Here is a 12982-nt window from a genome sequence, read left to right on the forward strand (position 1 = left end):
CGGGTCATCGCACCCGCAGTTCGTTGAGCCGCGCCCGCCAGTCCCTGGCGGCCGGCAACGCCTCCCGCAGCGCGTCCACCGCCAGCCCGCGCCCCATCACCTGCGACTCGTGCAGCCGCAGCAGGGGCGCGAGCGCGGTGGTGGACAGCAGGAACCGCTGGTTGACCACCGTCCGCGGCCGCCAGTGGTTCTTGTACGGCTCACTGCCCCGCAGGAAGCTCACCACCGGGCGCCCCTCGGCGAGCGCCCGGCGGGCCTCGTGGCGCAGCAGCAGCGTCGCCACGTCCACCTTGCGCGTGCGCAGGTCCGGATCGGCGCCGTACAGGTAACCGCCGCTCAGTCCGGCGGACAGCAGCGTGACGTTGGCCGCCACCACTTCTCCGTCGAGTCGGAACTCCGTCAGCCGGCCCTCCCCGGCCCGCACCATCCGCCGGGTGGCCCGGGTCAGGTGCTCGGCGAAGCGCGGCCTGAGGTGCTCCGGGGTCACCCCGCGCCCGCGCCACTGCTTCTCGTGCAGCCGCAGCAGATTGCGCACCGCGCCCGGCACCTCCTGCTCGGAGACCTCGTGCTCTTCGATCCCGGTCGCGTCGGTCTTGCGGAGTTTGGCCCGGACCCGCTGGGCGCCGGAGGCCGGCATCCGCTTGACCAGCTCGTCGAAGGGCAGCGTGGGCAACTCCATGCAGGTGGAGTCGGTGAGCTTGCTGCGGACGCCGGGCCAGTGCCGGTACAGCGCCTCGGCAGCGGCGCCGGGCCGCACCTCGCGCAGGTCGACGACCGCCCGCCGCGCGGCCCGGTGCAGCCCCCGGGCCAGCGCCGGGACGACCTCGTCGGCGCACCGCGCGTCGACGAGCACGTCGAAGTAGTCGGTGATGGGTCCGCCGAGCGGCACGAGCAGCGGTAGCGGCCGGTGGACCAGCGTCAGCGCGGCCGCCCCGACCAGCTCCTCACCGCGCCGCACGAGGATGGTCCGCAGCCGGCCGTCCTTCCCGTACGACAGCCACCAGGAGTGCAGCCAGGCGTGGCTCTGGAAGGGGGTGGCGGTGGGGCAGGCGCGCAGGAGCCGGTTCCACGGCTCCTCCAGCGCTGCGAACTGCCGGGGATCGCGGCACAGCGTCACCGACAGGGCCCCGTCGGAGCCCGCGGTCATCGCGCGGACTCCTTCTCCTTGGTTTCGGTGTGCTCGCTCTGGGCGGGGAGCGAGGGGTACCCCTCCACCACCGGCTCGACGCCGGCCTGCGCCTCCTCCCTCCCCTTGCGGCGGCCGGGCCGGGCGAGGAGCCACAGCCCGCCGAGCAGCCCGCCGGCGCACAGTCCGACGGCTCCGCTGAGGGGAGCGGACGGCGAGGCGGGCTCGGTGGGCGTGACGGCCTGGTTGAACAGCAGCAGCTGGACGCCGGTGTTCTTGGCGGCCTGATTGCTGCTCAGGGACAGTGCGTCCGCGACGGCGTTGGCGATCTCGGCGGCCTCGGCGGGGCTCTTGGAGGTCCCGGTGATCGCGATCATCGGTGACTCGGGGGAGGTCTCGGCCCGCACCTGGGTGCGCAGCCTGCGGGCATCGACGCCGGCGCGGGGCTGGGCGTAGGCGAGGGTGGAGTTGCTGGTCGCGATGCGGGCGTAGGCCTGCGCGAAGCCGAGGGCGGTGGCAGGTTCGGTGGTGTCGTCCGGCACGGCGACGACGTAGCTGGTGGCCGCGTACTCGGGGGATTTCAGCACCCCGTACGCTCCGCCTGCGGCCAGCCCGAGCAGGGCGCAGGCGGGCAGCGGCCACCACACGGGCGGCGACGCGAGCCGCCGCCCTGGCCGCTTCCCCGAGCGGCGGCCGGACTTCGGCCCCGCCTCGCTCCGGGACTTCCTCTCGGGCTTCTTCTCGGACGTGTGCTGGTCGGCGGTGTCGGCCATGGGCGTGCTCGCTTCCTGGATGAAAGGGGGTTCCGTCGGGTCCCGGCCGGGACCCGGTGATCGGGCGTGCGGGTCAGCCGGCGCCGCCGGCCGGCTCCGCCGCGGCTCCCGGCGGGGAGCCCGGCGAACCGGCGTCGGCGCGCTCGCCGGCCGGACCGGACCCGCGCCCCGCCCCCGGGGCGGAGACCGCGCCGAAGGCGGGGCCGGGCGCGGAGGCGGGGCCGCGCGCGGACACGAGGCCCGGCGCAGACGCGGGACCGGGCGCAGACGCGAGGCCCGACGCACGGGCCCCCGCCCCGGCGGTCCCGGCGGCTCCGGCGGTTCCGGCGGCTCCGGCGGCTCCGGCGGTTCCGGCGGCTCCGGCGGCTCCGGCGGCTCCGGCGGTGGAGCGCGGCGCGGCGCCGAGGGCGAGGTCGTAGACGTCGAGCAGCTGCCGCGCGCTGCGGGCGATGTCGTAGTGGCGGACCACCGGCGGCGGGGGCAGCCGGCGTGCGCCCGCCTCCATGTGGCCGCGCAGCGCCGCGACCAGTTCCTCCGTGCCGGGTCCGATGCGCCGGGCCCCGGGGGCCTGGGCGGTGGGCAGGTCGTCGATGGCCGGGCAGGTCACGTGCAGCACCGGCAGCCCGGCGGCGAGGGCCTCCACCACGGCGAGGCCGAAGGTCTCCTCGCGCGACGGGGAGACGAAGACGTCCATGGCGGCCAGCAGCGCCGGGATCCCGTGAGTACGGCCGTCCGCGCTGTCGCCCAGTGGGTCCCGCTCCCCCAGCAGGTGGATCCGGCTCTGCGCACCGAGCTCGGCCGCGAGCCGGCGCAGCGCGGCGCGTTCGGCTCCGTCCCCGGCCAGCAGCAGGTGGGCGCCCGGCAGCGCGGCCACGGCCCGTACCAGGACGTCGAACCGTTTGCCCGGCACCAGCCGGCCGACGCCGCCGACCACGAAGGCCCGCTCCGGCAGCCCGATCCGGGTACGCGTGGCCCGCCGTACACCCTCGTCGAAGCGGAAACGTACGGACTCGATCCCGTTCGGCACGACGTGGACCCGGGCGGCCGGCACCCCCCACCCCTCCAGGCGGGCGGCCACCGTGTCGGAGACGGCCACGGTCGCGGCCCCGAGGCGCTCGCTGGCGAGGTAGAGGGCGCGCACGCCGCCGGTCAGCGGCCGGCCCTCGATCTCGGTCTCGCCGAGGGAGTGTTCGGTGGCCACGGCCGCCCGGGTGCCCGCGAGCCGCGCGGCGAGGCGCCCGTACACGCAGGCCCGGTAGAGGTGGGTGTGCACGAGGTCGTAGCGGCCGCGCCGGATGAACGTCACCAGCCTCGGCACCCCGCCCAGGTCCCGGTTGCCCCGCATCCCCAGGTGCACGACGCGCACGCCGTCGGCGCGCAGCCCCTCGGCGACCTGCCCTGGGTTCGTCAGCGTCAGCACGTCGCACCGCATCGGCATGTGCCGCAGCAGCAGGCGCAGTTGCTGTTCGGCGCCGCCGACGCCCAGTCCCGTGATGACGTGCAGCGCCTTCACCGGTGCACCCCCCGGCCCAGCTGCCGGACCTGGTGGCGCAGGTGCTTGATCCGCAGTCGCGCGGCTCCGTCGGCCTGGCTGACGTGCGTACGGGGCAGGGCGTAGGGGCCCGCGAGCCGGCCGGGGTCGATGGCGCAGGCGTACCCGTAACCGGCGTCCCGGGTGGCTGCGACGACGCGGGCGTCGAGGTGGCCGTAGGGGTAGCAGAAGCCTTCCGGGAGGGTGCCGGTCAGCTCGCGCAGCAGGTCGCGGCTGCCCCGCAGTTCCTGCTGGAGGGTCTCGTCGGTGGTCGCGGTGAGGTCCTGGTGGAGCAGCCCGTGCGAACCGATCTCCTGCCCGGCGGCGGCGACCTCGCGGATGCCCTCGGCGGTCAGCAGGGACTTGCGCGGCCCCAGCGGGTCCCACACGTTGTCCACACCGAGCCGCCCGGGCAGCACGAAGAGGGTGCAGGTGCAGTCGTGGCGGCGCAGCATCGGGAGCGCCTGGGTCAGGAAGTCGGTGTAGCCGTCGTCGAAGGTCAGCCCGACCATCCCGGCCGCGCGTCCGGCCGCCCGGGCCCGGAGCAGTTCGCCGACCGACACCCCGCGCAGGCCGCGGGAGCGCAGCCACAGCAGCTGCGCCTCCAGGGTCCGGGGAGTGACGGTGATCCCGTACGGGTCCTCGGCGGGGTCGGTGAACTCGGAGACCGAGTGGTACATCAGGACCCACGGCGAAGCGGTCCGGCGGGCGGGTGCCACCACGGCGGCGGGCGCCGTGTCGGTGTCAGCGGACATTGCGGAACCTCTGCGTGAACTGGGAGGAGTACGGGGCGAGCTGACCGGGCAGAGCGGTGATCTCCAGGGCGCGTATGGCCATGCCGGTGGCCCCGAACATGGCCGGGACCAGCAGACAGCCGAGGGCGGCACTGATCACCGGGTCGGGGATCATCGGGCCCGCGAGCCAGCCGGTCGCACAGGCGGCGCCGGCCGAGACGGCGAGCCGGCCGATGCTGACGGCGACCCGGCGGACCTGGATGGCGATGATGCGGGAGCCGAGTCCGGTGAGCAGCAGGACGGCGGTGGTGGAGATGCCGGCGGCGTTGGCGGCCGCGATGCCGTAGGTGCCCCACCGGCCGACGGCGAGGGCGCCGGCCCCGATGTTGACGAGCAGTCCGGCACCCATCGCGAGCGCCGGGAACCAGGTGGGCCGGGCGGTCGAGAAGAAGGGCCGGGACAGTGCTCCGACGAGGCAGTGGCCGAGGAGCCCGATGCCGTAGACCCGCATGACGGAGGCGGTGGCGAGGGTGTCCTGGTGGGTGAAGGCGCCGCGTTCGAAGAGGACCTCGATGATCTGGGGCGCGTAGCCGATGACGAGGGCGCTGCCCAGCAGGACGGCGAGGGAGGCGAGGGCGAGGTCCCGTTCGACCCGGCGGCGGGCCTTCTCCAGCTCGCCCCCCGCCATGGCCTGGGCGACGACGGGGAAGGTGACGGTGCAGATCATCAGGGACAGCACCATCGGCATCTGCGCGACCTTCTGCGCGTAGTTGAGGTGCGAGATCGCCCCGGGCGGCAGGGAGGCGGCGAGGAACCTCTCGACGAGGACCTGCGACTGCCGGAAGACGGCGAAGAAGATGACGGGGGCGATGAGGCCGAAGGCGATGAGGGTGGGGCGGTCCCGGTCCCGCCGGCGGCGGGGGGCGCCCTTGGCCCGGTGCGGGCCGAAGCCCACGTCGCGGACGAAGGCGGGCAGTTGGACGAGGGCCATCAGCAGGCCGCCGGCGGCGACCCCGGCGGCGGCGGCCCGCACCCCCCACAGCGCGTGCAGGGCGACCATGGTGCCGATGATGCCGACGTTGTAGGAGATGTAGATCGCGGCGGGCGGGAGGAAGGACCTGTGCGCTCGCAGGGCGGCGCTGAAGTACCCGGCGACGCCGAAGGACAGCACCGTCAGCGCCGTCAGCCGGGTGCACTGGACGGCCAGTTCCGGGTCGGGCAGGCCCGGTGCGAGGACGGCGACGACCAGCGGAGCGGCCACGATGAGCACGGAGGTCACGGCGGCCAGCAGGACGAAGAGCCGCGGCAGGGTCGCCCCCACCAGCAACCGTACGGGGTCCTGCGCCCGGGCCTCCTTGCGGGTGCGCCCTGCCCGGCTGGCCGCCCGCCGGGCCAGGGCCTGGCTGAAGGCGGGCACCATCAGCAGGGCCATCGCGTCCTCGATGAGCAGCGTCGAGGCCATCTCGGGGACGGTCCAGGCGATGAGGAACGCGTCGCTGTCGTGCCCGGCGCCGAAGAGGTGCGCGATGGTCTGGTCCCGCACGAGCCCGAAGACCGCGCCGGCGGCGGTCAGTCCGGCGGTGACGGCGGCGGCCCTGGCGAGGAACCGTCCGAGCGGAGCCGGCCCGCCACCGCCGCGGGGGACGGTGGGCGGCCGGGGCGGCCCGCCCGTACGGTGCGCCCCCGTCCGGGGAGACGGGGGTCCGGCCGGGGCGGCCCCGGGCCGGCCCACCGGCCGCCCGGACCGTCCCGGCGGCGCGAGCCGTCCCGCGCCGGGGCCCGGAGGCCGCGCCTCGGCGGAGCCGGACCCCGGCCCGGCCGCCGGTGCGGGACGGCCGGCGCCGCCGCCGGCCAGCACCGGCCCACGCAGCGGACCTTCCGCGCCGGCGCCGCCCGGTGCGGCGGCGCCGGGAAGCACCGGTCCGCGGAGCGGGCCGCCGGGACCGGCCGGAGCCGCGGCACCGGGCCGCGGGAGGTGTACGGCCGGCGTGCCCCCGGGCAGCACCCGCCCCCGGCCGGGGAAGTCCGGCCCCGCGGTGGAGGGCGCCCGTGGCTCCGGCGCGGGACCGGGACGCTCCGGACCGGCGGGAGCCGCGTGGCCGGACCGGGTGTCCGGGCCGGGGTGGGCCGGCGTGGCGGTCTGGGCGGTCGGGCCGGGCGGCGGCGCGTGATCCGCCGGACCCGGCGGATCGGGCGGCCGGGGTGTGTGCGGCGGCCGGGGTGGGTGCGGTGGGGGTGGTGAGTGCGGTGGACGGCCCGTAGCCGCGGCGACGTCGGTCACCGCGGCCACGGGCCGCCGCCAGGGCGTCGTGTCCGTCACCGGGCCGCCGGCCCGTCGTGGACCCGCCGGCCCGGCGCGGCGCCGGAGCCGATCGCGCCGGAGCCGATCGCGCCGGTGTCCTGCGGGGGAACCAGCGCCCACCAGGCGGCCAGTCCGATGATCACCCCGGTCAGGACGGTGGACGGCCCGCCGATGTCCGCGTAGAGGAAGTCGGTCAGCTGCCACACGAACAGTCCGGTGGCGATCAGCCCGCAGTCCCGGGCCCCCGCGCCGGCGGCGACCCGCCGCACCCCCGCCACCAGCAGCGCCGCCCAGCCGCCCACCAGTGCGGTCAGGCCGATCAGGCCCTGCTCGCTCAGGATCAGCAGGTACATGTTGTGCGGGGAGAGCAGAGGCTGGCGCAGGTACGCCTGCCCCGCGCCGCCGGTGTCACTGCCGGAGGACAGCCCCAGCGAGGAGTGCCCGTCACGGTTGGCCGGGAAGCCCTTGAGGCCCACCCCGACCGCGGGCCGCTCACGCCACATCGACTCCGCGGCGGCCCACATGGTGTAGCGGTCGGTCACCGACTGGTCGGGGGCGCTGGAAACCTGGGTGATGGAGGTCAGCCGCTCCGCCACCATCTCGGAGCCCACTCCCAGCCCGCCCACCAGGACGACCCCGGCGGCGCCCAGCGCGACCAGCACCGTCAGGGCGCGCCGGATCCCGGACAGCACCATCACCAGCACCGCCGCACCGGCGGTGGCGATCCAGGCGCCCCGGCTGAAGGACAGCACCAGCGGCAGCACCAGGGACAGCGCCGCGCCCGCCGCCACCCGCCGGACCCGCCCCGACAGCCCCGGCGCCAACGCGGCGGCGGTGGCCACGACCAGCCCGTACGCCACGACGGTGGCCATGCCCATGACGTCGCCGGGCCCGAAGGTGCCGACGGCCCGGATGTCCTCGCCCTGGTAGGAGGCCCCTGTGTGGGTCGCGAACTGCACGACCCCCACCGCGCCCTGCACCAGGGCCAGGACCACGAAGCACCCGGCGGCCAGCCGGAACTCCGCCGCGTCGCGCACCAGCAGCACCACGGCCGCCGGGACCAGCACGAAGACCTGGAGGTAGCGCACGAAGCCCGGCAGGGCCACGTACGGGTCCCCCGCCGTCATCGTCGCGACGGCGAGCCCCACGGCGGGCACCCCGAGCACGAGCACGCCCAGCGGGCTCAGCGTCCGCACCCGCCCGCGCAGCGCCTGCACCGCGCAGACGAAGACCAGCAGCAACGAGGCCGCATCGGCCGGGCCCACCTTCCCGGAGGCGGTCGCGTCCCCCGCCGGGAGGGGGGCCAGCAGCAGGAGCACGGTCGCGGCGAGCGGCAGCAGCGGCCAGTGCCGGCGCAGCAGCCCCGCCACGTCCGGCCGCGGCACGTACCGGGACAGGGCGAGGCTCATCAGCTGCCCCCCAGCCGGAAGCGGAAGAAGGAGGCCGCGGTGCGGGCGAGGATCCACAGGTCCTGCCACAGCGACCAGGTGTCGATGTAGTGGTTGTCGAAGCGGGCGCGGTCCTCGATGGAGGTGTCACCGCGCAGGCCGTTGATCTGTGCCAGGCCGGTGATGCCGACGGGCATCCGGTGCCGCGCCTCGTATCCGGGGTGGACGGTGGAGAACTTGGCGACGAAGAACGGCCGCTCGGGCCGCGGGCCGACCAGGCTCATGTCACCCCGGACGACATTCCACAGCTGCGGAAGTTCGTCCAGGGAGGACTTGCGCAGGAAGGAGCCGACGGGACTCATCCCGTGGTCCCCGGCGACCGTCCACCGGGTGGCGGACTCGTGCTCGTCGGCGCGCAGCGTCCGGAACTTCAGCAGGGTGAAGGGGCGCCCGTACAGGCCCACCCGCTCCTGCCGGAAGACGACCCCCGGACCGTCCCAGATCCGTACGGCCAGTGCGCAGGCACCCAGCACGGGCGCGGCGGCGGTCAGCGCGGCCAGCGCGAGCACCGTGTCGATGCCGCGCTTGGCCCAGCGCTCCAGCGGCCGCGCGGGGCGGGGCAGCAGCGGCTGGACGGCGTACCCCCACAGCTGGTCGGCGGGGTTCGCCACGCGCATGCCGGTGATCTTGGCGGTGCCGGCCGGGTCGGCGAGCCAGAGCCGGCAGCCGTGGTCGTGGAAGAGGCGGACCAGGGAGGCGGTGCGCTCGTCGGCCTCGGGCGGGCGGGTGAAGACCGCGTGCCGCACGGAGTTCTGGATGACCGCGCGCCGGACGTCCTCGTGGGTCGTGAGGACCGGCAGCGGCCCGGGGTCGCCGTCGGCGGCGTCCGCGGTGTCGGCGAGCCCGACGGGCCGCAGCCCGTATTCGGGGCGCCCGTGCAGGGCCGCCGCGACCACCCCGGCCCCGGCGCCCGGACCGACGACGAGGGCGGAGGCGGGCTTGCGCAGACGGCTCCGGCGGCGGAGCTGGTTGACGCATCCGCGTCCCGCGCAGACCAGTACGGCCTGTAGGCAGACGGCGGTGAGCAGCGCGCTCCAGCTCAGCGCCCCGGCGGGGTCCGCGGCGGCGACGACCGTGGCGGCGGCGCACCACAGGACGGCGGAGCGTGCGGCCAGCGCGGGCAGTTCGAGCAGAGCCGAGGGGGCGAGCCGGGGCCGGTAGAGGCCGGCCTGCGCGTGGAGTGCGGTCAGCAGGAGGGCGATCGGCGCCGTCGCCTGGAGCGGCAGCGCCGCTGCGCCCACGCCCGCTTCCGGCAGGGCCGCCGCGGTGAGTACGACGGCCAGCGCGTCGGCGGCGAGCAGCGGCAGCGCCCCCGTCGTACTCCCGTGGCGGCGGCTGCGCCCCGGGCGCACCGCGGCCCGGGCCGGATCGGCCCGGGGTCCGCGCGGCGGGTGGATGGCGGTCGCGGAACGGCGGGCTGCTGCGGGGGGCGCGGGTGCGAAGGCGCTGCCGCCGGCGGGCCCCGTTCCGCCCTGCCCGGTGTGCCGGGCGGGTGCGCTGTCCATCGTCATCGGCTGATGCGCTCCTGGTTCAAGGGCCGGGGCCTGCCCAGCAGTTCGTGGTACAGGCCGGTGACCGCGTCCGTGGTCCGCCGCACGTCGAAGTCGGTCCGGGCGTGCTGGCGGGCCTGCTCCCCGAGTTCGGCGAGCAGCCGCGGGTCGGCGAGCAGCCGTCCCAGGGCCTTGGCCAGTGCCGTCGGCTGCTCCGGCGGCACCAGGCACAGCCGTCCCTGGCCGGGCGGCAGGCTCTCCCGGGCACCGCTGACGTCGCAGACCAGGACCGGGCGGCCGCAGGCCATGGCTTCGAGCGGGGCGAGCGCCATGCCTTCCCACCGCGACGGCAGTACAACGAGATCGGCGGCCCGAAGCCACGGTCGGATGTCGGGGGCGGCGCCGGCGAAGAGCACCCCGGGCGGGGCGGTGCGCCGCAGCCGTTCGGCGTCGGGGCCGTCGCCGACGAGGGCGAGGCGCGCGCCGGGCACGGTGCCCAGCAGCTCCGGCCAGGCCCGCAGCAGGACGTCCTGGCCCTTCTGCGGGCAGAGCCGGCCCACGCAGACGGCGAGCGGCCCGTCCCGCCGGAAGGCGGTGGGCAGCGGCAGCCCGGCGCGCGCCCGGGCCTTGTCCTGGTCGGGGTCGGCCCCGCCGGGCCGGAAGTGGTCCAGGTCCACGCCGTTGCGGATGACCGACCAGCGGGCGGTGATGCCTTCGGACTCGCCCGCTCGGCGTTCGGCCTCGCTGACGCAGAGCACCCGGTCGGCCCAGCGTGCGCCGTACCTCTCCCAGCGCAGCGCGAGTGCTGCGGTGGCCCCGCCGACGGCGTCGAAGGACCAGGCGTGGGGCTGGAAGACGGTGGGCAGGGTCCCGCACGCGGCGAGCCGGCCGGCCAGCCCGGCCTTGGCGCTGTGGGCGTGCAGCAGGTCGGGCCGGACCCGGCGCAGCAGCCGCCGGGCGCCGAGCACTTCGGCGGGCAGCCCGGGTCCGGGGGCGCGCCCGGCGCGCCAGGTGAGCACCTCGGCGCCCGCTTCCCGGGCGGCATCGGCGAGCACACCGCCGCGCGGACAGCCGACGACGGCGCGCAGGCCGGCCGCCCGCTGGGCGCGGACGAGGTCGACGACGACCCGGGCGACACCGCCGTCTACGGGCTGGGAGAGGTGGAGGACGGTCGTGGGCTGTGCTGCTGCCCCAGGCTGTGTGGGCACGTGGAGTGGTCTCCTGCGTTCAGCGGCGCGCGTCTGTCTGCACGAAGAGCACGCCGAGGAAATGACCCTGACTTTCGCCCGTGAACGTGAAGCTCAGACTGCGGGCGCCACCGGACAGAGCGGGGCTCAGGTCGAACACGTCCGCGTCATATCCGAGATTGTTCACATGATCGGGCTGTCGCACGAACGTTTGCTGTCCGAATTCCGTGATCGTGGAATTCATAACATCATTAAAAGGATTTTCTGCATCACTGATGCCGACCCTTCGGCCACTGCCGGCCGTCACGGTGAGTGAGTCACCGAGGACGCCCCGGTCCCCGTCGTAGGCCACCACGCCGACCTTGCCCGCGGCGCCGGCCGGCGCGTCCAGGCCGTCGAGTTCGACCAGCCCTTCGCCGGCGCGGGCGTAGAGCGCCTCAAAGCCGTCCCACAGGGAGATCCGGCGCACCGGCTCCTGCGGGTGCTCGTAGGCGACGACCAGCGTCCAGCCGCCCCAGGCCCCGACCTCGGAGTGGCCCATGGCGATGTTGAGCTGCGCCACCGTCCACATCCCCGCGCCACCCTTGCGCACCAGCGGGGTCACATCGGCGGAGGCCTGGTAGGCGTCGCTCCCCGCGTCCGTGCGGTGGCCCATCACCGTGTCGGCCAGCACCTCCTTGTAGGCACCGCCCGGTTCGGCGACCAGCACCCGGCCGTTGTCCTGCGGGGGTTTCTGCTCGCCCACCCGCAGGTTCCCGCCCCAGTACAGCCGGGCGTACGAGACCTCCGCACCCTGCGGGACCTTGAGCTCGGCCCGGGTGGAGTTGTAGGTGTCCGGGTCGCTGTCGACGTCGCTGTAGAACATGTCGAAGTCGCCGTTGACGCCGGCTGCGCCCCGCTTGACGTCCGCGCACGGTTCGGCCTGCGGGGACTCCTCCCGGCGGCAGCCGATACCGGAGTTGGAGGCCCGTACCAGCCCGCCGTGCCGCACGGCCTGGTAACGCTGGGTGAAGGGGAGGCGGGGCATTTCCGCCGGCGCGGGAACGGCCTCCCCGGCCGCCGGGACGTACGCGGAAAGTGTGAGGCAGGACAGCAGACCGAGCGTGCCGAGGATTCTTCGGGAGGAACCCATGACCCTGTCTCCATATTCGATCAAGGGGACAAAACAGGAGTGAACTTTGTCAGAAATCGGGCTGGAAATCACGCCGGACTCGCTCGTACGGCCTTTTGGGCGATGGCACGCACCCTGGAAGCGGGCAGGTCGTTCATGAGGGCGGCATTTGTTCGAGGTGAACGCCCGGCCGTCAACCGCGCGGCGCGAAACAGCGGCATACGAGTGAAGCCACGCACCCCGAGCGGGGGACCGGGCGTTGTTCCGGGTGCTCCTGCACCAGGCAATCCTGCAAAAAAGGGACGACAATGATCAAGAAGATGATGGCCACGGCAGCGGTTGCGGCCTCGGTCGTGGGCATGGGCGCCGCCATGGCGCCGCAGGCGATGGCCATCGGGAACGACAACGGCATCAACACCGTGAACGGCAACGGCGCCTCGCAGATCTACGGCAACCAGGCCACCTACGGCAACATGAGCCCGCAGATGGCGCTCATCCAGGGCTCCTTCAACAAGCCCTGCATCGCCCTGCCCGCGAAGGCCAACGTGCAGTCCGTGCTCGCCCTGGTCAACGTCGGCGTCCAGGACATCCCCGTCCTGTCCAGCCCGCAGAACCAGCAGTGCACCGAGAACTCCACCCAGGCCAAGGGCGACGAGGCCCTCTCGCACATCCTGGACAACATCCCGGTCCTCTCCGGCAACGCCTCCGCCGGCAGCTGACGGGAGAACGCCCCGGCGAGGCCGCCGTACCTTCGGGTCGCGGCGGCCTCGCCGCGTGTCGGACCCGCCTTCCAGTACCTGCGAAAAGCGCGAAAAGACGACCGACCCGGCTGTGAATTCCCGCAGGACATCGGTCGAATTCAGCGCCAGAGACCGGAAGGTCCGGGTTTCTTTTTCCGCTACGGCTCGTTGTTGTTTCTGCAGTGGATACGCCTCTGCAGGGAAGGATCTAAATCAAATGATGTACAAGAAGGCAGTCGTGCTGGCCGCGGGCGTGCTCATGGCCGCAGGTGCCGCCTCCCCCGCGATGGCCGACGCCGACGCCTCGGCCGTCGCCGCGGGCTCCCCCGGTGTCCTGTCCGGCAACCTGATCCAGGTCCCGGTCAACGTCCCGGTCAACCTTTGCGGCAACACCGTGAACGTGATCGCGCTGCTGAACCCCGCGTTCGGCAACACCTGCGTCAACGCCTGACGAAGACTCGCGCCCGCAAGGGCGAACCTCCTCGGGGTGGCCCCGGAGTGCACGGCGGTGCACTCCGGGGCCACCTTCGATCCAGTACC

General features: G+C 74.8%; 10 protein-coding genes and 1 pseudogene. 2 read left to right on the plus strand and 9 right to left on the minus strand.

Annotated elements, in window-relative coordinates:
- Positions 1-4 precede the first annotated feature (4 nt).
- From AMK16_RS24325 to AMK16_RS24370, 9 genes and pseudogenes are all read right to left on the minus strand, one after another.
- Positions 5-1147: a GNAT family N-acetyltransferase gene (locus AMK16_RS24325; protein WP_073919300.1), complete on the minus strand. Its 1143-nt coding sequence runs from the start codon at positions 1145-1147 to the stop codon at positions 5-7.
- Positions 1144-1899: a lipopolysaccharide biosynthesis protein gene (locus AMK16_RS24330; protein ID WP_073919303.1), complete on the minus strand. Its 756-nt coding sequence runs from the start codon at positions 1897-1899 to the stop codon at positions 1144-1146. The genes AMK16_RS24325 and AMK16_RS24330 overlap by 4 nt, the downstream gene beginning before the upstream one ends.
- Before the next feature lie 391 nt (positions 1900-2290).
- Positions 2291-3412, minus strand: a pseudogene (locus AMK16_RS24335) (glycosyltransferase); the annotation flags it as partial.
- Positions 3409-4185, minus strand: coding sequence for a polysaccharide deacetylase family protein (locus tag AMK16_RS24340; RefSeq protein WP_073919306.1), 777 nt, complete (start codon positions 4183-4185; stop codon positions 3409-3411). The pseudogene AMK16_RS24335 and the gene AMK16_RS24340, both read right to left, overlap by 4 nt.
- Positions 4175-5896 carry a murein biosynthesis integral membrane protein MurJ gene (gene murJ, locus AMK16_RS24345; RefSeq protein WP_443333601.1) on the minus strand — a complete coding sequence of 574 codons (1722 nt, stop codon included), beginning with the start codon at positions 5894-5896 and terminating at the stop codon, positions 4175-4177. The genes AMK16_RS24340 and murJ overlap by 11 nt, the downstream gene beginning before the upstream one ends.
- 584 nt (positions 5897-6480) lie before the next feature.
- Positions 6481-7875, minus strand: a complete 1395-nt coding sequence (locus AMK16_RS24355; RefSeq protein ID WP_079191693.1) for an O-antigen ligase family protein — start codon at positions 7873-7875, stop codon at positions 6481-6483.
- Entirely contained in the window at positions 7875-9425 is a 1551-nt protein-coding gene (locus tag AMK16_RS24360) for an exopolysaccharide biosynthesis polyprenyl glycosylphosphotransferase (RefSeq protein WP_073919312.1), read from the minus strand. The genes AMK16_RS24355 and AMK16_RS24360 overlap by 1 nt, the downstream gene beginning before the upstream one ends.
- On the minus strand, positions 9422-10612 hold the full coding sequence (locus tag AMK16_RS24365; RefSeq protein WP_073919315.1) for a glycosyltransferase: 1191 nt from the start codon (positions 10610-10612) through the stop codon (positions 9422-9424). Before AMK16_RS24365 ends, AMK16_RS24360 begins: the two co-directional genes overlap by 4 nt.
- A gap of 19 nt (positions 10613-10631) precedes the next feature.
- Complete coding sequence (locus AMK16_RS24370) at positions 10632-11723, minus strand: DUF3344 domain-containing protein (RefSeq protein ID WP_073919317.1); 1092 nt, start codon at positions 11721-11723, stop codon at positions 10632-10634.
- 287 nt (positions 11724-12010) lie between these two features.
- Here AMK16_RS24370 and AMK16_RS24375 point away from each other — a divergent pair, with 287 nt between their 5' ends.
- Positions 12011-12421 carry a rodlin gene (locus AMK16_RS24375; protein ID WP_073919319.1) on the plus strand — a complete coding sequence of 137 codons (411 nt, stop codon included), beginning with the start codon at positions 12011-12013 and terminating at the stop codon, positions 12419-12421.
- Positions 12422-12659: 238 nt separating this feature from the next.
- Complete coding sequence (locus AMK16_RS24380) at positions 12660-12893, plus strand: chaplin (RefSeq protein WP_073919322.1); 234 nt, start codon at positions 12660-12662, stop codon at positions 12891-12893.
- Positions 12894-12982 lie beyond the last annotated feature (89 nt).

This window comes from Streptomyces sp. CB00455 (assembly GCF_001905445.1).
Classification (GTDB): Bacteria; Actinomycetota; Actinomycetes; order Streptomycetales; family Streptomycetaceae; genus Streptomyces.

What these genes read in the sequence shown, in the direction of transcription:
- AMK16_RS24325 (WP_073919300.1), bottom strand. Translation starts at nt 1,147, where the DNA reads ATGACCGCGGGCTCCGACGGGGCCCTGTCGGTGACGCTGTGCCGCGAT.
- AMK16_RS24330 (WP_073919303.1), bottom strand. Translation starts at nt 1,899, where the DNA reads ATGGCCGACACCGCCGACCAGCACACGTCCGAGAAGAAGCCCGAGAGG.
- AMK16_RS24340 (WP_073919306.1), bottom strand. Translation starts at nt 4,185, where the DNA reads ATGTCCGCTGACACCGACACGGCGCCCGCCGCCGTGGTGGCACCCGCC.
- AMK16_RS24355 (WP_079191693.1), bottom strand. Translation starts at nt 7,875, where the DNA reads ATGAGCCTCGCCCTGTCCCGGTACGTGCCGCGGCCGGACGTGGCGGGG.
- AMK16_RS24360 (WP_073919312.1), bottom strand. Translation starts at nt 9,425, where the DNA reads ATGACGATGGACAGCGCACCCGCCCGGCACACCGGGCAGGGCGGAACG.
- AMK16_RS24370 (WP_073919317.1), bottom strand. Translation starts at nt 11,723, where the DNA reads ATGGGTTCCTCCCGAAGAATCCTCGGCACGCTCGGTCTGCTGTCCTGC.
- AMK16_RS24375 (WP_073919319.1), top strand. Translation starts at nt 12,011, where the DNA reads ATGATCAAGAAGATGATGGCCACGGCAGCGGTTGCGGCCTCGGTCGTG.
- AMK16_RS24380 (WP_073919322.1), top strand. Translation starts at nt 12,660, where the DNA reads ATGATGTACAAGAAGGCAGTCGTGCTGGCCGCGGGCGTGCTCATGGCC.